Raw genomic sequence first — 21,572 nt, forward strand, 5'->3', positions numbered from 1 at the left:
ATGTTATCCCGGTCTTACAGGCAGGTTACCTACGTGTTACTCACCCGTCCGCCGCTAACCACCTAGTTGTCCGAAGACAACCAGGTAGTCCGCTCGACTTGCATGTATTAGGCACGCCGCCAGCGTTCGTCCTGAGCCAGGATCAAACTCTCCATAAAAGACAAATTGGTTTGCCGTAACCGGAGGTTACGAGCAGCAATTTGTCGAGAAGTGCTTGTTTAGCTCATTACTTCACTAGCTTTGACATATCGCTCATTGTTCAGTTTTCAAGGAACAAGTTGTTTCTTTTGCTTGTCCGTCGCTCTCGCGGCCGGAATTAGAATATAACACATTTCCGCATTCCGTTGCAAGCATATTTTTCGTTTTTCTTTCGCTGTCGTTTATGATTGCGGCGACAACGTTTAATAATATAACTCGTTTCTCGCCTCGAATCAAGTGGTATTATTTTACTTCAGTTCGCTTGTCATTTTACCCGCTACTTGTTTGCGATATACATTCAAATTAACGGCCAAGTATAGTTGGAATCGCCTTGCTCAGGCGCCTTAAAGTATTATAGATTGGGTCTAAGCAGGATTTATCATGTCAATCTTATGGAGGAAACAAGAAATGCGTACGGAAGATCAAATTAAGCGAAAACTGAATGAACTGCTGTTGCAGCATAAAAATTTGCGGGCTACATTAGATGAGGAGAAGGCGGCCACGCATCCACATTTGCTGCGATTAGAAGATATGATCTCAATATTAGAATGGGTAATGAACGCTCCAAGCGGTAGTTATCACAATTCGTAAATGGGGAATATTAATATGTTTCTCAGGGTATATACTCATATTGTTTACTTAGTGGAGCGTGTTAATTAGAAATTGTAACACTTTATGCGAATTGTTGTGGTTATAAGCGCAATCCATTGACCGATCGGTCACGACTGGTTATGATGCTGTATAAGATACACCGTTATAGTTTTCCATGTTATTTCACTTGCGGGAAGGGGAGATCCGGTTGGAGCTTACGTATAACCCGGAGGTATGGCACATCAACGACTGGGAGATCGCCTTTCGCATGGTGCTAGCACTGCTGTTAGGCGGTATGGTCGGCATTGAACGTGAGCTTGGCGGGCACTTCGCGGGATTCCGGACTCATATCCTTGTGTGTCTCGGATCGGCAGCAATCGTTATCTTGTCCATCTACGGATTCTCGGAGTTCGCCTCCGAGCCTAATGTCAGACTGGATCCGGCTCGTCTAGCCGCTCAAGTCATTAGCGGCATCGGATTCCTTGGCGCCGGCACGATTATGCGGACAGGTCTGACGATTTCGGGTTTGACCACGGCGGCATCTCTATGGGTCGTGGCCGCAATCGGGCTTACTGTAGGCGCTGGTTTCTACTTCGGTGCCGGGGCGCTGACGTTTCTCGTCGTGATTAGCCTCTTCTTCTTCAATAAGATGGAGAAACGATTCTCGCGAACGAAGAAAACGCGGCACCTCATTATACGCGTTGCGAGCGGATCTACCTGCTTAAACAAGGTCGTCAGTTATTTTAGCAATAACGGCATTCAGATTAATAAGCTCCTGATGGAGAAGGATGAAGACGCCGCCGGCAAAAACGACGATGTTCTTATTATCCGTCTTCATTTGAAGTTGAAGAAATCGAACCGGTATGAACAAATTATTGCCGAACTCTCCTCTTTCGACGGCATGCTGGGGCTGGAGACGGAAGGTGAATCGATCTAATTAGGGGAATATGCGATGTCCTTAACATTCGAAGACCGAAAGAAGCAAATCATGAGCAGGCTGGAGCGCGACGGCAAGGTAGGCGTCCCGCAGCTTGCGGAAATGTTCAACGTCTCCTCCGAGACGATCCGCCGGGATCTGGACCGGATGGACAAGGAAGGATTACTCAAGAAAGTGTACGGCGGCGCGGTTAAGTCCCGCTCCTACGCCATCGAGCCTCCATTCGATCAAAAAACGATTATCCATGCGACCGAAAAGGACGCGATCGGAGCGCTCGCCGCTTCGCTCGTCTCCGACGGCGACAGCATCATGCTCGGCAACGGCACGACGCCGCTCGCGATGATCAAGCATCTGGCCCAGCGGAAAAACGTCACGCTCGTCACCCACTCCGTACCGGTGATGCTTGCGGCTATGGAACAGTTCGGCGGCCGGCTTATTTTTATCGGCGGTGAAGTGAATGTTCATCAGCGGACGGCAAGCGGGCCGCTGGCCGAGCTTGCGCTGAAGCAGCTGAAAGTGAACAAAACGTTCATCTCCGCTGGCGGAATTACGCAGGCGGACGGCATTACCGACTACGACCTGTATGAAGCACATATCGCGCGCCAAATGGCGGAGCGTTCCGAGGCGCTTATCGTGCTCGCAGACCATTCAAAGCTCGGCAAATCAACGCTTGCCCATATTTGCCCGCTCAAATCGATTTCGGCGCTCGTCACCGATACCGGATGCTCCGCCGAATGGCGCGAGCTGTTGGATGAGAACGGCGTAGAGCTGCTAATCGCAGGTCCCGATGAGGAAACCTAGGACATTCAAGGTCGCCTCAGCAAGGGTGTATCGCCAGCATTACTCTTCATTACAACTGTGATGGAAGCGGAGCTACAGCCAAAAGTTAGAAGAGGCGTCCCACCGGGACGCCTCTTCTTTCATAATCAGTTAGGTTGTCATTCGTTCGTCAGCAGACCGGCTACCCCGCGCAAAGACGATACGCTGTAGGTCGGCATGACGCCTTCAATCGGCGTTTGACCGGAACGGTTCAACCAAACACTGGTCATGCCGATTCCGTTCGCCCCTTTAATGTCCGTTCGCAAATTGTCGCCGATCATCCAGCAATGCCGAGCCTCTTCGCCGAGTTCATCTAATACATGCTTATAGATGATCGGATAAGGCTTCCCGACTTCATAATGACCGGAGATGAACACCCGTTCGAAATAATCACCCAACCCTTGAACGCCGTCGACTTTCTCCTGCTGCAAGCTCGGATCGCCATTCGTTAACAGGACCATGCGATACTTCGGCTTCAACGCCTCCAATACGGAGAACGTATCCTCGTAGACGATCGGTCTCGCACGCCGCTCAGCCACGAACTGTTCCGCAAGTTCACTTGCCAGTGCCTTGGCTCTCTCTTCGGTTGCTCCAGCACGAATTAGCGCGTTCCGCCATACTTCTCTGCGATAGACCGGCGCATGCTCTTGCAGCCTGCGCAGCATCGGATGATCGCCCTGATCGAATCGAGCCCATAGTGCCTCCAGCTCGGTCACTTCGATTGCTTCCGCATACTCATAAGCGTCGCAGCTTCGAAATAACCGCTCCGCTTCCTCTCTAACCAACGCCTCAACGGCGACTGCGTCGACGCCGGCTTGCTGCTCCGCAATTCGACAAACCGCTTCAAACGATTCCTTCACGCTTCGTTCATCCCAGATCAACGTATTGTCCAAATCAAATATCAACGTTCTGGGCTCGCCATCGATCTTCGCCACCATAAAGGGATCACGCTCGCCTTCTATTCCACTTGACTTCTCTTATGGAAATGGTAATCGAAGATGCGCTTTCATGTCAACTTTATGTTGTTATTTGTTGTTTAATCAAAATAAAAATGACCAATCACAACAAAACACCAAACTAAATCCGGAATAATCCTTGCCCGCTCAAAGGCACGATTGGATGGCGGTCCCTGTGCAGACCGTTCTCCCCTTGCTTCATGGCGATATCGACCAGCCAGCGCGTCAAATCGGCTACCTTCATCGTCTCCATCTCTTGAAGGCTGAAAAAGCCCGCCTCGTCAACCTCGACGCCGTCGGCTGTCGGAACGCCGGAGATATAGTTCATCCCGAACGCGATGTAGACGTTATGTATGCCTCTAGGCTGATCGCGCAGCGCCACAATCCGGGTCGTCTCAGCCGTAATTCCCGTTTCCTCGAGCACTTCACGCTCAATCGTCTCTTCGATTGGTTCGAGCTGCTCAATATAGCCGCCTGGATTCGTCCAATACCCTTTACCGGGTTCTTGCGCCCGGCGGACAAGCAGCACTCTGCTTTCCTTCATGACTAGCGCGCCTACGCCTATGCTGTAATTGCCCCAGTGAACAAAACTGCAGCCTTCGTTCGTGCATGCTTTCCGAGGCGTACCGTCGATTACAATTTCAGCTAGCGCGGAGCCGCACGTCATACAATATTTCGCTTCCATTTTGTTCCCCTCTCCTGGCTTATAGGTCCAAAAAACGCTCCAATTCGGATAGTCTATCGACCGTCAACGGTGTGGCGTTATCGTACTGTAGTACCGCCTCCGGACGCAGCGGCCACGCAGCCTTCCTTGGCGCCAGAGATGCCGCAAAGGCACTCCAGTTCGCCAATTTCCAAACGTCGAGTTTGGAACCTCGCCCTTCGATGCGCTTACGGTAATCCTCCTCCGTCGGCAGTGTCACGAACAAGATCTTAACATTCACACTGCTTGTCGACTCATTGATTCGGTCAAGTTCGCGCGCCAACCAGCCCGGATCGGCGGTCTCCTTCGTAAACGGACCCACCACGAAGGATTCAGTTCCGAGCGCCACGTTCTCGAGCGCGGCGTCCATCGTTATCCTGTAGCCTAGATCTCGGCATAACGCCTTGTATGAGGCGGAATCCCTGTCAGCCGGGTCCAAGCCCTGAAGCATCATGATCGCTTCCGCCGCGGGACGCAGTAGCGTGTCCATATCAAAAAAAGCGCCTCCGCGTTTCGCGGCAAGCGCCTTGGCAACCGTTGTTTTGCCCGCTCCGGCTGCGCCAAGCACAAACACGAGCCTTTTCACCTGCCAAAACCTCCACCCTCTCGAATGTATGTCAAGGATAGCGCAATTTACCTTCTTAGTAAATGCAAAAGGGATTTCCAAGCTGCGCTCGTTCTCCCGATGCGCCCTTGGAAACCCCTTCTCGCTCATCCCTGTCAGACCACCCGTAAATCGACGGTCACATTACCGCGCGTACCTTTGGAATAAGGGCAAATATCATGCGCGGCATCAACCAGCTGCTTCGCCGTATCCGGATCGACGCCGTCGACTTTGACGTCAAGGGTCACGCCAAGCTTGTAGCCGTTGTCCACCTCGTCCCGCAGCAGCGAGACATGCGCGGTGACCTGCGTCCCCTTAGCACCTTGCGCGCCTTTCGTCCGAATCGCCAGCTGCAGCGCCTGGTCGAAGCATGACGCGTACCCTGCCGCGAATAGCTGCTCCGGATTCGTTCCTTCGCCGCCTGCGCCTCCGAGCGCCTTGGGCATTTTGATATCCAGATTCAGCGCATCGTCCGACGAAACGACGCGGCCGCTCCTTCCCCCCGTCGCTGTTACCGTTGCCGTGTATAAAACGCTCATCTTCCCTATCCCCTCGAGTCTCGTAATTGGTCTTCTATTGCTTCCGTATTGTCGGTCAAGGAGAGGAATGTTATGCAAGCGCCGCCGTTTAGCCGCAGCCTTCGCTGATACTACGGCCGAGTCACGTTCGTTGCGGCGCCCAACAAGAAAGACACCATAATCGCGATAGCAACCAATATGCCCTGTCCAAAAAAATATCCCACTTGGTAAGTTTCCGCTTCAAACGCAAGACGGCAATATTAAACGGAATACTTGCAGTCATGTATGCAATATACGGAATGAAGCCGAAAATCATCGGCAGCACGATTTAGAAAAACAAAAAAACTGCCGCTTGGGCAGTTTTCCCTTGATCGTTAGGCTTTGAAATGTTCATTCCAGAACGTGACCCGCTCAACTGGCAGGCGCGTCGTCGGATGGCCCTCCTTGGCTGCTTTCCCGATGGCAACGAGAAGCAGCGGCGCGTAACGGTCCGGAATCGCGAACGCCTCTTTGAATTTATTCTTGTCAAAGCCGGCCATCGGAACAGTGTCCAGTCCCCTTGCCCGAGCGGACAGCATGAGCTGCATCGTCACCAGTCCTCCGTCGAAAAGCACCATATCCTTGCGCGACTGCTCGCTCATCGCCGGCAGCATGGTCGAGACTCGTGCCACGAAGCTGTCCTTGATCTCCTGCGTCATATACCCGCGCGCGACCGCTTCTCCATAAATTTCTTCGATATGCTCGTAGCATTGCAGATCACCCAGAACCGCGATGACCGCCGAGGCCGTCCTCACTTGCTCTTGAGCATTGGCGATCGGGAACAGCTCTTCCTTCAGCTTCGGATCATCAATAATCAGAAATCGCCAAGGCTGCAGATTCGCTGAGGAAGGCGCGAGGGCGGCCTCTTGAATCAACGCCTCCAGCTCGCTCCGTTGAAGTTGATACGAAGGGTCGTATACGCGAACCGATCTTCTGCTCTCAAGAATTTCGGAATAGGACACTGTTTCTTCTTGTGTACGTTCAGTCATTATGGTCAGCCTCCTCGAATATACTGTGCCAAGTAAGAGCACAGTTATGGCTTAAAAAAAGCAGTTATCCAATTAACTGCAACCGATATAAGCACATTATATGAGAAGGGGACGCCACGCGCAACCTTATTTTTGCGTAAGCGTCTCCATCAAGTCGGCAAGCGTATAGCCTTGCAGAAAGGCTAACATTCGTTTATCAGCTTCCTGCATGAGTTCATCCATCGCCGCATCGAGCCGTTCGGTCTGCTCGCTGGGGGCATCTACCGCCGTGCATTCGTGCTCTTCTCCCCTCACGGCCATGTACACCTCCGCCAAGGTAATCTGGTCCGCCGACGCCTTCAATCCATAACCGCCCTCGCGTCCTTCCCTCGTCTCCACGATCCCGGCATTGGCCAACAAGGCCAAAATCCGGCGAAGAAAGGTGGCATGAGACTGAACCGAACAAGCTATGGTCGCACTGGATTGGAAAGCCCCGTCCTTCGCCAGGTACATCAGGATGTGTACGGCTTTGCGGAATTTTGGCGGCTCGATCTGATTCGTCCTCGTTGTCTTCATTCGCTCCACTCCCTTATAGGTTCAGTCTACTCTAACGGAAGGCGCGGTGGCAACGATTCCGGGTATCGGACAAGGCGCGGGACCCTGCTGAAATAAATAGGCGCTGTCAATACCAAAATGTGGTTGACAGTTATTACCGTCATGTTTTATTATACGAGTAAATAAATTTGACCGTGTAAAACGATTAGGATGTGAAAATATAATGGACCAGTTCCACATGATTACAAACTACGATCAACTCAAAGCGCTCAGCGACCCTTTCCGGGTGAAAATCCTGAACATGCTCATCGAAGGTTCTTATACCGGCCAACAGATTGCGCACAGTCTTGAGATTCCGCGGGCTAAAATCCACTATCACCTGAATGAGCTGGAGAAATACGGCTTCATTCAAGTCGTTCACACCGAGGCCAAAAACGGCATCATCCAAAAGTTTTACCGTTCGGTCGCATACAGCTTCCGCGTTGCCGACGACCTGCTGCCCTATGCTGCGGAGGTCGGCGATTACTACAGACACAGCATGCTGGAAGTGCTGAACCGGGCGAGATTGCGCGTCATCTCCGCTCCGGAAGAAGCGTTCCACACGACGACCGACGACGTACTTCGGCGTCCTCGTCTCATGATGCAGGCGGAAATTCGGGCAACCGAAGCGCAATTCGTCGATTGGCTCGTGCGCTTCCGCAAGCTTGTGGATGAACTCGATCAGCTTCCGGAACCTACCGATCAGGAAGACGCCAAATGGTACTATTTCTCCGGCATCGGCTTGCAAATCGACGAGCCTCGCTTCGGAACCGACCGCGAGCCAGCCGTCGAAGAACCGATTTCGGAACAAGAAGAACCCCCTACTACCCTCAAGGAGGAAGAATAAATGAACCCTATGCATCCGTATCAATTTGAACAAATGCATCAAGCGCAGCAGGCCGAACTGGCCCACCGCGCCCGCCATGCGTGGAAATTCGCCATGGTGAAACCACGCCCGAGAATCGTCGCCAGTCTCATCGAGCGGTTCCGCAGACGAAAGGATGACGCGCTGAAGCGGCAAGCTTACCTCGTATTGGAGGAAATGCTGCACCACGAGAACGACGAGCTTCGTCTTCGCGCGGCCGAGATCATCCTTCGTCCTTCGCGAAGCGCGAGCATGCCGCGCTCGGTTCGTCGTTCGTAATGGTCGCATCCCGTACGATCGCCGCGGTGCGAATGACGCACACAGCCGTTGCCCGCCGCTCACGACTCGATGAAATCAGAATCCGTTCGCATAATAGCTCCTTCCCGGGCAAGACCTTAGCGAGTATAACGAGGTCATCGTTCTGGGGATGGAGCTGTTTTTATATCTCCGAAAAACCACTTCATCATCGGCGGCGTCACGATCGTCGTCAGCAGCACGACCACCACCAGCACAGCGAATAAGTCCGGCTGCAGCAAACCCGCCTCTTGTCCGATCGCGGCGATAATGAGGGCGACTTCCCCTCTTGATACCATCGCTGCCCCAATGCCGAGAGCGCCGCGCCAGCCGAAGCCCGCCGCCTTCGCGCCGAGCGCGGATCCGAGCAGCTTGGAGACAACCGCAACGACCGTCAGTCCGGCGATCAGACCGAGATGGGACGAAATGCCCGAGAACTCGACCTTGAGACCGACCGACGTGAAGAATACCGGCACGAAGACGGCATAGCTAATCGTCTCGATCTTCTCCGTCACTTCGTGCCTGTAACCCGTAAAGCTGATGGCCACCCCCGCCATATAAGCGCCGATGATGGCGGCTACTCCCGTGTATTCCGCCATATAAGCGAAGGTAAAACAAAGAATCAACGCCGCCGACACGACCGATTCCGTCACCCGAAGCGGCGCGAATAGGCGAAGCACCCAGGGGACAAGCTTCCATGCCGCCGCAATGCCGACCGCGAAAAACGCGACTTTCTTCAGAATGACGACGCCCAAATTGACGTCGCCGCCCGCCAAGCTCATGACGAACGCCAGCGCGATAATGACCAGCACGTCATCGATGACCGCGGCGCCAAGTATCGTCGCTCCTTCCTTGGACTTAAGCCTACCCATCTCCTTCAGCGCCTGGACGGAGATGCTGACGCTCGTGGCGGAGAGTAACAAGCCGAGGAATACCGCTTCCAGCGGCGGCAAATCCATGAGCACTCCCGCCCCATATCCAAGCGCGAGCGGCAGCGCGATGCCAGCTACCCCGACGAAGGAAGCCGCTTTCCCCGTGCGCTTGAATTCGTCCGCATCCGTCTCGAGTCCTGCCATGAACATGAGCAAAATAACGCCAATCTGGCTGAGCTCTTCCAGCACGTCGCCGGCGGTGATCAACCCCAGAACGGCCGGGCCCAAAATAATGCCGATCAGCAGCTTGCCCAATACGGCCGGCTGACGGAACTTCACGCTCAAGTCGCCGGCCAGCTTCGACGCGAGCAATATAATGGCCAATTCAAAAATCAGCATTGTTCAACACCATCCTTATTTGGTATTATGCGCAAAAGGAGCCTGCCACCAACGGATCCCGTGCGATAGGCACGGCGATCCCTTGGTGACAGGCTCCTCCAGTTCGTTGCGCGTATTCGGTTGTTAATCCTCCACCCAGGCGAGCGATTGAATCAGTTTCGCTTTGAAAAGTTCTGTCAGAAAGTCGGCGTAATGCTCATCTTGGACGATAATTTTATACGCTTGATCCGGATAAACATAAAACAGCGCGTCCGTGTAGTCCTCGTTATCTTCAAATTGCCGCTGTATGTTCCTCATCCTTCCCACAAACGGTTCGGCTTGCAGCAGGCGAATGCGGAATTCGGTCTCCGCTCCGTCCCGCTTCTCCTTCATCTCGATAAGATTTTCATCGAAACTGTAAGTGATCATGGTTACCGCCTCCCTACATCAAATATCGGACGTAAATATAAACGCTCGCCATGGCCACGGAAAGCAGCATGAGCGGAAACCCGATTTTCAGGTAGTGGAGAAACCGGATCGGATGCCCCTCCTTGCCCGCGAGTCCCGCCACGATCAAGTTCGCGCTCGCCCCAATCAAGGAACCATTGCCGCCTAAACAAGCGCCGAGCGCGAGACTCCACCATAACGGCTCCAGATTGTCCATGCCCATCTGGCCCATCTCTTGAATCATCGGAATCATTGTCGCCACGAACGGGATGTTGTCGAGGAACGCGGAAGCGATAGCGCTCAGCCATAAGATCAACATCGACGTCGCGAGCAAATCGCCGCCCGTCAGGTCGATCGCCTTGGCCGCCAACTCCGTGATTACCCCGGTCTCGACCAGGCCGGATACCAGCGCGAACAGTCCCACGAAGAAAAATATCGTCGTCCATTCGACCCTTGTAAACGCCTGCTCCATCGTACGCTCGCCCGTAAGCAGCAGCAGCACGAAGGCGCCGGTCAGCGCGACGGCCGACGACTCCAGATGCAGCGTCTGATGCAGGAAGAAACCTAGAATGGTCAGTCCCATCACGGTCAAACACTTCGTCAGCAGCTTCCGGTCCGTAATTAGCTCTGACAAATCCAGTCTCATGACGTCCGCCTGCAGCTCGGGCGTCGTCCGAATTTGCTTGCGGAACATCCAAATGAAGAGCGGGATATACGCCAGCATGATGAGCACGGCGATCGGCGTTAAATTGTAGATAAACGCCATGAACGTTAATTCCTTCACTTCGCTGCCGATCATGATGTTCGGCGGATCGCCGATCAGTGTCGCCGTCCCGCCCACGTTCGAAGCGATAATCTGCGTGATGAGGAATGGAATCGGATTCACCCTAAGCTGCTTCGTAATGCTGAACGTAACGGGCGCCATGAGCAGAACGGTCGTGACGTTGTCGAGGAAGGCCGACCCGAACGCCGTAATCAGCGCCAGCGCGACCAGAATGCGCACGGGCTCCCCTTTCACCTTCTTGGCGGCCCAGATGGCGACGTATTTGAACAGCCCCGTATCCGCCGTTACGCTGACGATGATCATCATACCGATTAACAAGCCCAACGTATTGAAATCGATATGATGGAGCGCCTCCTCCTGCTCGACGATTCCGAATACGACCATGGCCAGGCCGCCCAGCATCGCCAGAATCGTCCGGTGAATCTTCTCCGAAATAATTAACCCGTAGATTAAAAGAAAAATGCCGATTGCCCAGTAAGCCTGTTGTTCCACGTATGCTCCTCCTTGCGTAATGCCTCCCGCTTAAACAGGGAATACCCTAAAAAAGACAAAAAGAGCCCGCTGTTGGCAGGCTCCTCCGGTACTCTCGATATGAACATATGCTGTAAGTATAGCTGCAATAGGTCCGGGTTGTAAAGACTTCGACGATGATTTCGACCTGTTTCAGGACATGGCCCGGACGCGCAAACCGATGCCGCTTAATCTATTTGCTAGCCGAATATTCCGTCCAAGTAAGCTTTCAGATCGACTTTGATCGGCATCAGATAGACGTTCGTCCCCGTCGTTGCGCCATAATCGAGGACACGCCGGGCGAATTGGGTATTCCATCCAAGCGTAGGTTCGAAGCTAGACGGGAACACGGCATTGTTCTTCGTCTCCCAATAGTTGCGCGACCGATCGCTCGTTACGGGCGATACGCCCCAGTAGATCTCTTGACCGCCCATCAATTCGTGATAAACCTCCATGAGCCGCAGATCGAAGAACGGCTGGGTGAAAAAGCCGTCCGCCCCCGCATCCAGCTTGCGTTGAATATAATCGTACTCGGCGCGGAAGTTAGCCCGGTATGGATCGATTGCGCCGTACACCTTCATCGAGGGTCTCGCCTGCTTGAGCTTTCGGATCAAATCCAAACTCGTCGTCGGGTAGACCGGGCGGTTCATGTCCTGCGGCGGATCGCCGGTGACGACGAGCACCTGGTTGATGCCATGCTCGTCCAGCACGTCAAGCAGGCCGAAATCCTGCTTCAAATTAAAATCGATGGCCCGGATATGCGGAATACAGGTCGCAAAACGGCGGCCCGCCTGCGCGGCGCCTTCCCAGCTGCGCGTCGACAGCCGCAGTAAATCCGGTATGTTAATCGCATTGATCGATGCATAGCTCGTCTGCACAAGCGTAAGCTCCGCCTCCAAATGCGCGGTATCCCTTGGTATCAGCTCAATCGAGATGTTCAGCGCGTCCACGTCCATTCTTCATCAACTTGCCCCCCTTGCCGCTCAGCTCAGCGAGCCTAGCATCGATGCCGCGCCCCGTCTATAACTGGACTCGTATTCGATGTCCGATTGCCGGATAAGGAGAAGGCTTCCTCCACAGTCTATCATATTTCACTAGACCAAGGGGGATAGTGGAGAATTTTCGTAAAGGTTCAACTGCGCGCGAAGCCGCTAGAGTCCGCCCTCCGCCTCGATGCCAAGCGGCGCGCCGAAGCATAATCGATAGCCATGCAGATCTTCCACCAGCAAATCGCGCATGCGGTAATCCATATTTTCCGGACCGAACACGATGTTCGCCCCGCTGTTCTTCAATTCCCGATAGACCGCGTTCACGTCATCGACCCAAATGTACGTATCCAGCTCCACTCCGACATGTCGATTGGGACGAACCGCCCCCTCCGCCTTGCTTTCCTTGAACAGAAACTGCACGCCGTCGCGCATGACGAATTCGCCGTCCACCGCGAAGCCAAGTACTTCGCTATAATATCGTTGCGCCGCTTCGATGTCGGTCACGATAAACACATGCGACGCATATTTAAAGTTAGCTCCTTGCGGACCTTGGTCCTTCTGCTGATCCTGTATCACGAACGCTCACTCCCGAATTAGGTGTATCTCTCTACTATGGCCAGAACGCGGAAAAGCATTACATGGGCGGATGCAACCTGACGATGGGGATGATCGGACAATCGGGGGGGGACTCTGGTGGGCACTTGGATAGACGAGAATTGATCACGCTTCGAAAAAAGGAAGAGCGACGCGAAAAGCCCCCGTCGCATCCGAAGATGAAACGGGGGCTTTTCGCGCTGGGGCAGAACGCAGACTTAGCCTAAGTTAGGACGGTCGACGAAGTTGAGCTCCGTCTTCTTCGCGCCATGCAGCTCGAACACGATGAATTCGTTCTCGCCTTCGCGCAGCAGCGGGGCCGGGATGTAGAGCGTCTGCTGCGGACCCGCCTCCCAGTAGCGGCCGAGGTTGAATCCATTGCAGTACACGACGCCTTTGGTCCAGCCGCTCGTCTCCAGGAACGTATCGCAAGGCGCGCCTTCCACGTTCAGCACCGCGCGGTGGAACGTTGGCTGCGGATACGACGGCTCCGCGCTTGCGAAGTCGAGCGTCTCCAGATTGTCGAGCGGCAGGCAATATGTCGTCCAACCGAACAGGAACGCGTTGCCGATGCGGACGCCCTCGGTAATGCCCTTGCGGTCCAGCATGTACGGCCCGTAGTTAATCCGTCCCATGTTCTCGACGACGATCCGAAGCCGCGCGCCGCCTTCCGGCACAGCGTATTGGATTGTCTTGGATTTGTCAGCGCGTTCGATTACGCCGAGCAGCCGATCGTCCGCGAAGACGAGCGCGCGGTCATGACAGTCCTGGATGACCAGCTCCTGCTCGTCGCGCGGACCGGAGACGAACGTCTCGTAGACGATGAAGCCGTCGTTCTGGCCAAGCGCCTCCATCGTCTCCGGCGCGGCGGTACGGATCGGCGTTGCAAGACGAGCCAGCTGATCGAACAATCCCGCCGATTCCGTCGCAGCGATGGTGCCATACGCCATGGTCGGGATAGGCTCCGGCAGTTCCAGCTCGGGCAGCGTCTCGAACTGCGCAATCACCTCGCGCACCGCGTAGAACTTGGCCGTCGGCTCCCCCGTCTCGCTGAGCGGGGAATCATAGTCGTAGCTCGTAATCGTCGGCTGATATTCGTCGCGGCTCGGGCAGTTCGCCCCGCTCATGAAGCCGAAGTTGGTGCCGCCGTGGAACATGTAGAAATTGACCGACGCGCCAAGCGCCATCATATCGCGGAAGTGCGCGGCCGCGTCGTCCGCATCGCGGGTATGGTGCGGCTCTCCCCAATGGTCGAACCAGCCGTTCCAATATTCCATGCACATGAGCGGGCCGTCCGGCTGGTAGCGGCGCAGCATCTCGAACGAGCGGCAGGCCTGCGAGCCGAAGTTCGCCGTCTCGAGCACGCCTTCGACCATGCCGCCCTGCAGCATGTGATGGTCTGGCCCGTCTGAGGTGAACAGCAGCACGTCGAGGCCACGCGCGACGAGCCCGTCCCTCAAATGGTTCAAGTAATTCTTGTCATTGCCGTAGCTGCCATATTCGTTCTCGATCTGCACCGCGATGATCGGCCCGCCATTGGTGATCTGAAGAGGCACGATCAGCGGAAGCAGCTGATCATAGTAGTCGTCCACGTGCTTCAAATACGGCTCATGCATGCAGCGCAGCTTCATCCCCGGATCCGCGAGCAGCCAGGCTGGCAAGCCGCCGAATTCCCATTCCGCGCATATGTAAGGACTCGGGCGCACGATGACGTGCAGTCCCAGCTCTCCCGCCAATCGGATGAACGCCGGCAGGTCCGCGATCCCCTCGAACCGGAACTGACCCTTCTTCGGCTCGTGGAGATTCCACGGCACGTACGTCTCAACGGTATTGAATCCGCAAGCCTTCAGCTTCAACAGACGGTCTTCCCAATATTCGGGCACGATTCTGAAATAATGCACCGCGCCGGATAAAATGCGAATCGGCTCGCCGTTCAGCACGAACGATTGGCCTTCAACGCCGAAATGTCCCATCGATTCTTCACCTCTGCCTCATAGTTCGATTGCTCCTCTTCATCGTAATGAGGTTGAGTAGGCATTCGAATAGCCAAAACGTCCGATTGATTGACCTTTTGAGACGGGGTCTTTTATACTGATGGCACCAGATGCAATTCTTTCCCGGGAGGGCATTCGCTTCGCATGGACAACATCCTTCGTCTTCCAAATATGATCAGCACGCTGCAGACGGTCGGCTGCCATTTCGGCGTCAAACCGCCGGACTGGCGCTATGAGCGGCATCATCATTTTCTGTTCGAAATTCTATACTGCCGCGAAGGCGAGGTGACCCAGATCGTCGGGCAGGATACGCTGGCGTTGCGGGCGGGCGATTGGCTGCTGATCAAGTCCGGCGTACCGCACGAGACGATCAACGACGCATCCGGCGCCCTGTACCGTTACTTCAACGTCCATTTCGATCTGGACGAGCCGAAGCTTCGCGAACTGCTGTGCAGCGCAGATTACGTCTTACTGGGCGATGACGAGGTCAGTCCTTCCGGAGGGAGCGACGGGCCGCTCGCCGAGCTGGAGACGATCATTAGCCGGCATGGCGAAGAGGGCGACGCGGCCGTGGAGAGCGCAATAGGCCAGCTTCGCATACAAGTATTCATCCTGCAGCTGATTGGCAAATTCGCCGACAAGCTGTTCACGGAAGGCCCGCCAATCGCTCCTGCCGCTTCCCGGATTCCCGCTACGACGAGCGAGACGGAGATTGCCCGGGAAATGGAGCGGCTGCTGAAGCTCTTCTACGCCCGCAAAGGCGCCATCAGCGAGGTCGCGCGCACGATCGGGCTGAGCCGAAGCCAGTGTACGAAGATTTTCCACAATATTTACGGCCAATCGCCGCGTCAATATGTAAGCGCACTCGTGCTGAGCCGCGCCAAACATCTGCTCGTCTATTCGACTTTGACGATGGAGCGGATCGCGGAGGAGCTTGGCTTCGAGTCGGCCAGCCAATTCTCCCGGCAATTCCGGCGCTGGACCGGCATGGCTCCGTCGCATTATCGCCCTCGTTACGAGACGAAGCGGTAGAATCAACAGCGACCGGGCTAAGGCGGGCCTTGTCTAGGTTTGATTCCGTTCGTAATTATGGATGAAAGGAGGTCGCGACACTGAAGATTCGTATCGCAATTGAGCAGGACCTGCCCGCCATCGTACGCTTGCTTAGCGAGGATGAGCTGGGGTCGACCCGCGAGCTGGTTGCCGACCCTCTGCCCGACGCTTATACGGAGGCGTTCGCGAGCATCCAGAACCAGCGGGGCAACGCCGTACTCGTTGCCGAGACTAACGGCGAAATCATCGCTTGCCTGCAGCTCACCTTCATACCCGGGCTTGCCCGCCAAGGCATGCTTCGCGCGCAAATCGAAGGCGTTCGGGTCGACGGCCGTTACCGCGGCCAGGGAATCGGCGAGCAGCTATTCCGTCATGCGATCGACGCCGCTCGCCGCGAAGGCTGCGGCATGGTCCAACTGACCACGGACAAGCAGCGCCCCGATGCGCACCGCTTCTATGAGAGGCTCGGCTTCGCCGCATCGCACGAAGGCATGAAGCTGATGTTGAACTAATCGTTCGCGCCAAGAAGGAGTACATCATGATGAACACAATGAACGCGACCGGCCGTCGGCCGCTCTATGGCATGCTGCTGGCCATGACGATCTTCGGCACGGTCGGCTATGCCGCCAGCTTCACCGGCTTAAGCTCATACGAGCTCGTATTCGTCCGTTGCCTATGCGGCACGCTCTTCCTCGCCGCCGGATGGATCTTATCCGGACAAGCAGCCCGTGAGCGGTGGAACCGCAAGGAAGTGCTGCTCGTGCTGACCAGCGGCCTTTTCCTCGTCTTCAACTGGGTCTTCCTGTTCCGCGCCTTCGAGCTGATGCCGGTGACGGTGGCCATCTCTATCTACTATTTCGCACCGGTCATCGTGCTGCTCGCGGGCAGCTTGCTGTTCCGGGAGCGACTGACCTGGCTTGCGGTTGCATCCATCGCGCTGTGTGTCACCGGCACGGCGCTCGTCTCGGGCTTCAGGTTCGACATGCCGCTGTCCGATTCGCTCGGCGGCGGCGTACTATGGGCGTTCCTGGCCGCGCTATTCTACGCCGCGCTCACCTTGCTCGGCAAAGGCGTCCGCTCGATGAGTCCTTACGCGGTATCCATGCTGCAAACGGCGCTCGGCGTCGTCATTCTTCCGCCATTCGTCCATTTCGGCGCCTACGAAGGGCTAACGCCGGGAAATTGGTCGGCATCCGCTATCGTTGGCATCGTGCATACCGGACTCGTCTACTTCCTCTTCTTCGGAAGCGTCCGCCATCTATCCGCACGCGCGATCTCAGCGCTGGTATTCCTTGATCCTGGCGTAGCTATACTAGCCGATATGACGCTCAGCGGGTTCCGCCCGACTTGGCCGCAAGCAGTCGGCATCGCGCTGACGTTCGGCGGGATGGCTGTGACGCTGATTCGACGGGTAGGTCGTAGTTCGCAGGACGATGCATAACGAATCAAGCATAAAGGGACCAATCGCGCGTCGGCTTCTGCGACAAGCGGTCGGTCCCTTCCTTACGTTAAAATTCGATCCCTTTCACTTTCGCGAACACGAGGGTATCGCGAAGCGTGCCGTCTACGCCCATCCTCTCCATGCGAAGCAGCCCCTCATGCGTAAATCCGCATCGCTCCGCCACCGCGGCGCTGCGTACGTTGCGCGCGTCGCAGCGGATTTCGATCCGATTGGCCGCCAGCTCCTCCGCCGCGAATCGAACGATGCGATGAACGGCTTCGCTAATGTAACCTTGCCCGGTACAGCTGCTCCTCGCCCAGTAGCCGATTTCGAATTTGCGTGCGTCCCAATCGATCCGGTGCAGGCCGCTCGATCCGACAAGCCGTCCGCTCTCCTTCTCGATCAGCATGAGCCACAGGTCCGAACGATCCAGGTATCGCGCCCTGCCTTCGCGAATTGTAATCTCCGATTGCTCGACCGTTGGCAGCTCGACCGCCCAAGGCATCCAAGCGGAGAGCTCCGGCATACTCTCGGCTATCGCCTCGTTAATCATCGCACCGTCGCCCCAGCGCGGCGCACGGATAAGCAACCGGCTGCTCTCGAACTGCTCAGGCACCTCCAGCAGCTGCGGGTGCACGCTATTGTCTCCCATCGCGAGCCCTCCTTCGTTTGATGTAACTCCCACTATCGCATAGGGCGCGAATCATTGTCTAGACTTTTCAGACAGCCGATACATAATCGTCCGTCCAATTGCGCATGCTCTTGGCAGTTCCCGATAAGCCACAAAGGAGGTGCGCCCATGCCCGATTGGCTGGAGGCGGCGATCCGCACGTTATTGTCCATCGTGATCCTGTTCTCCCTCACCAAAATGCTAGGCAAACGCCAAGTGTCGCAGCTGTCGGTCTTCGAATATATGACCGGCATTACGTTCGGCAGCTTGGCCGCTTACGTCTCGATCAACCTGAGCACGCCCTGGTACCTCGGACTCGTCTCGCTCTTCGTATGGGTTACTTTCTCGTACGGCATGGAAGTCGCCCAAATGAAAAGCAAACGGCTGCGTTCGTTCGTCGAAGGCAATGCGACCGTCCTAATTCAACAAGGGCACGTGCTGGAAGCGAATATGCGGAATGAGCGGCTGACAGCGGACGAGCTGCTGCAGGAGTTGCGCCGCAAAGGCGTATTCCGTCTCGCCGACGCGGAGTTCGCTCTAATGGAGACGAGCGGGGAAATCAACGTCATGCCATCAGGCGGCGACAAGCCGGCGATGCGGGACTTCGGCATCCACACGGGGATGAAGCACGCACCGGTCGCCGTTCTGATGGACGGCACCGTCATGGAGGAGCAGCTCGCGTCCATCCGGCTCAATCGCGGCTGGCTCGATCATGAACTGACAAAGCGCGGCCTGGCCGCGGCAGATGTATTCCTCGCCCAGCTCGATGCGGACGGCGAGCTTTATATCGACCTCTACCAGGATACGCCTGGCGCCAAGGAATCCGGCTAAGACGGGAAAAGATGCAATCCTCGCGCAGCCGAGCTTATAATAGGGGTATTACCGCATGGGAGGCCCCTTATGAAACGAATTAAAATGCTGACGACCGGCGGCACGATCGCCATGCAGAGCAATCCCGAAACGGGCGTCGTGGAACCGATCGAAGGCCATCATATGACAAGCTGGCTGGACCATAGCTCCAGCATCGATATGGAAGATGTCTTCAACAAGCCAAGTCCTCACCTGACGTTCGCCGACTTGCATCTCTTGCTTGCCAAGGTCAAAGCCAATCTGGACGACCCCCTAATCGATGGAATCGTCATCACTCACGGAACGGATACGCTGGAGGAGACCGCATATTACCTTGATCTTCATCTGCCGGTCGGCAAGCCGGTCGTGCTGACGGGCGCCATGCGCTCTTCCAACGAGATCGGCTCGGACGGACCGACGAATCTGGTCAACGCCATCCGAACGGCAGCCAGCCCAGGCGCGGCAGGCAAAGGCGTGCTCGTCGTGTTCCAGGATGAGGTGCATGCGGCGCGCTACGTGACGAAGACGCATACGTCGAGCTTGTCCTCCTTCAAATCCCCGGATTTCGGGCCGATCGGCTACGTGGAGAAGCAGCAGGCTGTGTTCCACTACAAGCCGCGTCCGCAGGAGAACTACCCGGCACCTGCCGAGATGAAGTCCGTCTACATCGTAAAGACGGCCATCGACATGGATAGCGCGATGATCGACTTCCTGATTACACGCGGCATCTGCGGTCTTGTCATCGAAGCGTTCGGGCAAGGCAACGTGCCGCCGACCCTCATGCCCGGCATCAAGCGGGCGATCGGCGCGAACATCCCCGTCGTTCTCGTCAGCCGCTGCGGCAGCGGCCGCGTTCAAGACACGTACGGCTATGAAGGCGGAGGCCATAGTTTGAAGGAGCTTGGCGTCATCTTCTGCTACCATCTGAACGGGCCGAAAGCACGAATCAAGCTTGCCTCGCTGCTCGCCGTCACAACCGACCGCGCGGTCATTCTCCATGCGTTCGAGGCGGAAGCGAGCATGCACGAATAGGCAGCGCAATTGAAGAAGGACCTCGCTTCGCGCATTCTGCGTGAAGTTCGAGGTCCTTTTTTGTTCAATCGGATGGCTTATTGCGGAACGCTTTTGCGCGCGCTGCCCGCGTATCTAGCGAGGTACCGAATCAGCAAGTAGAGGAGCAGCAAGCCTTGAAGCGCCAGCGTCTCCGCCGTCGGATAGATGCCGAGCGCCGAGAGGGCAGGCGCATCCGGCAGCGCATGTCCCGGCACGATCGAGGCCACTTGGAGCGAATGCACGCTCTCCCCGATAAAGCGGAACACGAGCAAATAAATAAATGCCGAAGCGACCAGGAAGAACGGTCTGAGCGGCAGCTTCACGCTGTACTTGATCATCGCGAACGCCAGGATGAGCAGCAAAGCCAACGCGCCCGCAATGCCGAGCACCAACTGGGACATGGCGATGGATGGAGCCATCCCCACATAGAAGATGGCGGTCTCCGCGCCTTCGCGGAAGATCGACAGCGCCGCCACGACGAACAACGACCATAAGCTCCCCCGCGCAAGCGCTCCGCCGACCTGGCGATCGATGAATGCGTTCCACGCTTGGACGTTGGATTTGTTGTGCAGCCAGTTACCCACCAATAACATGAAGACGACGGCTGCTAGACCCGCGAAGCCTTCGATGCGCTCGCGCATCGCACCCGCGCCGGCTTGCGAGAAGACGAGGGTCAGCGCGATCGCCATGGCCGCGCTGAGCGCGATCCCCGTGCCCGCCCCGCTCCAAATCCACTTGCGTTTGTCCGCGTTGCCGCTCTTATTCAAATACGCGACGAGCGCCCCGATGACGAGAATCGCTTCCATCCCCTCCCGGAGCAGGATCGCTCCTGCGTCCAAGGCACTGTAACGCGTGTCCTGAAGCATCGGTTCAAGCTTGGCGCGCATGTCGTCTATGACGACGATGGCTTGATCCAGCTGCGGCGGGTCCGAGACCAGATAGCCTGCCGCTTCCGTCATCCGGTTCTCGATGTTCGTATATATTGAGCTCGATCTGAGCTGTACTTCGCCCTCTATGCCCGGCCACATCCGGATGAAAGCTTGCAGCTGGCCGCTGGCTGCGTCGGCATGACCCGCCTGCGCGTCGATAGCGGCTTGATCCAGCTTATCGACGGCATCCCGCAGCGTTATGGCGGACGCATCGGATGCCGCGGAGAGTCGGCCTGCCGCATAATCCTTGAGCGTCTGCAGCAGCGCGGACGCTTCCTGCTTCGCCTGTTCCCCGCGCGGAGGATCGGAGCGAAGCGCGATCCGGATCATGCTCATCCCAGTCTCCAGCGCGCCGTATACGGAGGCGTTATCCGAGCGAATGGGCAGCTCGATCTGCTTCCAGCTCTTATCGATTATCGCGTAATCGGCAGATGCGGCCTCCCAGTCGGATTGATCGATATGCGCAAGCAATTGTTCGGCCTTCGGAATCATGAGCACGGCCGCTGCCGGTCCGGTCAACCCGCCCTTCGCTTGCGCTTTCAAATACGCATTTACCGCTTTGGCGGCGGCGGCCAGCGCCTGCTTGGCGGCAGCCGGATCCTGCTCGGCGGCTTCGACTGCCGTCTTCGCATGGGCAAGCGAGGAGTCGACGTCGGCCGTCAAATCCGACTTGGCCGCATCCGCCGCTTGCCAGAGCGCGATGGCTTGGCCGATGGCGTCCTCCGCCTCGTCGTACTTCGCTTGCCCGATATCGACAAGCGCGCTGCCGATTACCGGAAGCACGCCGTTCGCGGGAGCGGAATCGGCTGCCGCAATGATGCCCGGCCCCGCGACCAGCGCGGCAAGCAGCGTCCATAGCACGGCAAGCCGCGTAAGACGGCCTGCCGCTCGCGGCGTTCTGTTCGTTGTTGCGTTCATCTGTC

24 protein-coding genes and 1 rRNA gene are annotated in these 21,572 nt (G+C 56.3%); 10 read left to right on the top strand and 15 right to left on the bottom strand.

What is annotated here, in order from left to right:
* A 16S ribosomal RNA gene (locus ACFFSY_RS11220) occupies positions 1-158 on the bottom strand; the annotation flags it as partial.
* Between the two features lie 421 nt (positions 159-579).
* Between ACFFSY_RS11220 and ACFFSY_RS11225 the strand changes: the two genes are divergently transcribed.
* From ACFFSY_RS11225 to ACFFSY_RS11235, 3 genes are all read left to right on the top strand, one after another.
* On the top strand, positions 580-789 hold the full coding sequence (locus tag ACFFSY_RS11225) for a hypothetical protein (RefSeq protein ID WP_377493840.1): 210 nt from the start codon (positions 580-582) through the stop codon (positions 787-789).
* 208 nt (positions 790-997) lie between these two features.
* The gene (locus ACFFSY_RS11230; RefSeq protein ID WP_377493842.1) at positions 998-1,726 is read left to right on the top strand and encodes an MgtC/SapB family protein; all 729 of its coding nucleotides are present in this window, start codon (positions 998-1,000) and stop codon (positions 1,724-1,726) included.
* A 15-nt stretch (positions 1,727-1,741) separates the two neighbouring features.
* Complete coding sequence (locus ACFFSY_RS11235; RefSeq protein WP_377493844.1) at positions 1,742-2,527, top strand: DeoR/GlpR family DNA-binding transcription regulator; 786 nt, start codon at positions 1,742-1,744, stop codon at positions 2,525-2,527.
* 137 nt (positions 2,528-2,664) lie between these two features.
* Here the strand turns inward: ACFFSY_RS11235 and ACFFSY_RS11240 are convergent, their stop codons facing one another.
* From ACFFSY_RS11240 to ACFFSY_RS11265, 6 genes are all read right to left on the bottom strand, one after another.
* Positions 2,665-3,450, bottom strand: coding sequence for an HAD family hydrolase (locus ACFFSY_RS11240; RefSeq protein ID WP_377493846.1), 786 nt, complete (start codon positions 3,448-3,450; stop codon positions 2,665-2,667).
* Positions 3,451-3,622: 172 nt separating this feature from the next.
* On the bottom strand, positions 3,623-4,186 hold the full coding sequence (locus ACFFSY_RS11245) for an NUDIX domain-containing protein (protein WP_377493848.1): 564 nt from the start codon (positions 4,184-4,186) through the stop codon (positions 3,623-3,625).
* A 19-nt stretch (positions 4,187-4,205) separates the two neighbouring features.
* Positions 4,206-4,790 (bottom strand): P-loop nucleotide/nucleoside kinase family protein, encoded by a 585-nt coding sequence (locus ACFFSY_RS11250; protein WP_377493850.1) that lies wholly within the window; start codon positions 4,788-4,790, stop codon positions 4,206-4,208.
* A gap of 134 nt (positions 4,791-4,924) precedes the next feature.
* Positions 4,925-5,347, bottom strand: a complete 423-nt coding sequence (locus tag ACFFSY_RS11255; protein WP_377493852.1) for an organic hydroperoxide resistance protein — start codon at positions 5,345-5,347, stop codon at positions 4,925-4,927.
* 353 nt (positions 5,348-5,700) lie between these two features.
* Entirely contained in the window at positions 5,701-6,354 is a 654-nt protein-coding gene (locus tag ACFFSY_RS11260) for a nitroreductase family protein (RefSeq protein ID WP_377493854.1), read from the bottom strand.
* Between the two features lie 126 nt (positions 6,355-6,480).
* On the bottom strand, positions 6,481-6,909 hold the full coding sequence (locus ACFFSY_RS11265) for an RrF2 family transcriptional regulator (RefSeq protein WP_377493856.1): 429 nt from the start codon (positions 6,907-6,909) through the stop codon (positions 6,481-6,483).
* 202 nt (positions 6,910-7,111) lie between these two features.
* On the opposite strand from ACFFSY_RS11265, the gene ACFFSY_RS11270 reads away from it, so the two are divergent.
* Both ACFFSY_RS11270 and ACFFSY_RS11275 read left to right on the top strand, forming a co-directional pair.
* A complete protein-coding gene (locus tag ACFFSY_RS11270; RefSeq protein WP_377493858.1) occupies positions 7,112-7,774 on the top strand; it encodes an ArsR/SmtB family transcription factor in 663 nt (220 codons plus the stop codon).
* Positions 7,775-8,071 carry a hypothetical protein gene (locus ACFFSY_RS11275; protein ID WP_377493860.1) on the top strand — a complete coding sequence of 99 codons (297 nt, stop codon included), beginning with the start codon at positions 7,775-7,777 and terminating at the stop codon, positions 8,069-8,071.
* 134 nt (positions 8,072-8,205) lie between these two features.
* Here the strand turns inward: ACFFSY_RS11275 and ACFFSY_RS11280 are convergent, their stop codons facing one another.
* From ACFFSY_RS11280 to ACFFSY_RS11305, 6 genes are all read right to left on the bottom strand, one after another.
* On the bottom strand, positions 8,206-9,357 hold the full coding sequence (locus ACFFSY_RS11280; protein WP_377493862.1) for a cation:proton antiporter: 1,152 nt from the start codon (positions 9,355-9,357) through the stop codon (positions 8,206-8,208).
* A 123-nt stretch (positions 9,358-9,480) separates the two neighbouring features.
* The gene (locus ACFFSY_RS11285) at positions 9,481-9,765 is read right to left on the bottom strand and encodes a hypothetical protein (protein ID WP_377493864.1); all 285 of its coding nucleotides are present in this window, start codon (positions 9,763-9,765) and stop codon (positions 9,481-9,483) included.
* A gap of 13 nt (positions 9,766-9,778) precedes the next feature.
* Positions 9,779-11,059: an ArsB/NhaD family transporter gene (locus ACFFSY_RS11290; RefSeq protein WP_377493866.1), complete on the bottom strand. Its 1,281-nt coding sequence runs from the start codon at positions 11,057-11,059 to the stop codon at positions 9,779-9,781.
* A 218-nt stretch (positions 11,060-11,277) separates the two neighbouring features.
* Positions 11,278-12,033 (bottom strand): methylenetetrahydrofolate reductase, encoded by a 756-nt coding sequence (locus ACFFSY_RS11295; RefSeq protein WP_377493868.1) that lies wholly within the window; start codon positions 12,031-12,033, stop codon positions 11,278-11,280.
* Positions 12,034-12,228: 195 nt separating this feature from the next.
* Complete coding sequence (locus ACFFSY_RS11300) at positions 12,229-12,642, bottom strand: VOC family protein (protein WP_377493870.1); 414 nt, start codon at positions 12,640-12,642, stop codon at positions 12,229-12,231.
* Positions 12,643-12,878: 236 nt separating this feature from the next.
* A complete protein-coding gene (locus ACFFSY_RS11305; RefSeq protein ID WP_377493872.1) occupies positions 12,879-14,633 on the bottom strand; it encodes a glycoside hydrolase family 35 protein in 1,755 nt (584 codons plus the stop codon).
* Positions 14,634-14,798: 165 nt separating this feature from the next.
* Here ACFFSY_RS11305 and ACFFSY_RS11310 point away from each other — a divergent pair, with 165 nt between their 5' ends.
* From ACFFSY_RS11310 to ACFFSY_RS11320, 3 genes are all read left to right on the top strand, one after another.
* Positions 14,799-15,686: an AraC family transcriptional regulator gene (locus tag ACFFSY_RS11310; RefSeq protein WP_377493874.1), complete on the top strand. Its 888-nt coding sequence runs from the start codon at positions 14,799-14,801 to the stop codon at positions 15,684-15,686.
* 110 nt (positions 15,687-15,796) lie between these two features.
* Positions 15,797-16,219, top strand: a complete 423-nt coding sequence (locus ACFFSY_RS11315; RefSeq protein ID WP_377494022.1) for a GNAT family N-acetyltransferase — start codon at positions 15,797-15,799, stop codon at positions 16,217-16,219.
* A gap of 26 nt (positions 16,220-16,245) precedes the next feature.
* Positions 16,246-17,148 (top strand): DMT family transporter, encoded by a 903-nt coding sequence (locus ACFFSY_RS11320; protein WP_377493875.1) that lies wholly within the window; start codon positions 16,246-16,248, stop codon positions 17,146-17,148.
* 67 nt (positions 17,149-17,215) lie between these two features.
* Here the strand turns inward: ACFFSY_RS11320 and ACFFSY_RS11325 are convergent, their stop codons facing one another.
* Complete coding sequence (locus ACFFSY_RS11325; protein ID WP_377493877.1) at positions 17,216-17,800, bottom strand: GNAT family N-acetyltransferase; 585 nt, start codon at positions 17,798-17,800, stop codon at positions 17,216-17,218.
* 147 nt (positions 17,801-17,947) lie between these two features.
* Between ACFFSY_RS11325 and ACFFSY_RS11330 the strand changes: the two genes are divergently transcribed.
* Both ACFFSY_RS11330 and ACFFSY_RS11335 read left to right on the top strand, forming a co-directional pair.
* On the top strand, positions 17,948-18,649 hold the full coding sequence (locus ACFFSY_RS11330; RefSeq protein WP_377493879.1) for a DUF421 domain-containing protein: 702 nt from the start codon (positions 17,948-17,950) through the stop codon (positions 18,647-18,649).
* Positions 18,650-18,718: 69 nt separating this feature from the next.
* Positions 18,719-19,699 (top strand): asparaginase, encoded by a 981-nt coding sequence (locus tag ACFFSY_RS11335; RefSeq protein ID WP_377493881.1) that lies wholly within the window; start codon positions 18,719-18,721, stop codon positions 19,697-19,699.
* Positions 19,700-19,776: 77 nt separating this feature from the next.
* On the opposite strand, the gene ACFFSY_RS11340 is transcribed toward ACFFSY_RS11335, so the two are convergent.
* Entirely contained in the window at positions 19,777-21,567 is a 1,791-nt protein-coding gene (locus tag ACFFSY_RS11340) for an FTR1 family iron permease (protein WP_377493883.1), read from the bottom strand.
* Positions 21,568-21,572 lie beyond the last annotated feature (5 nt).

The sequence above is a fragment of the Paenibacillus aurantiacus genome (genome assembly GCF_042431225.1).
Taxonomy (GTDB): domain Bacteria; phylum Bacillota; class Bacilli; order Paenibacillales; family Paenibacillaceae; genus Paenibacillus_Z; species Paenibacillus_Z aurantiacus.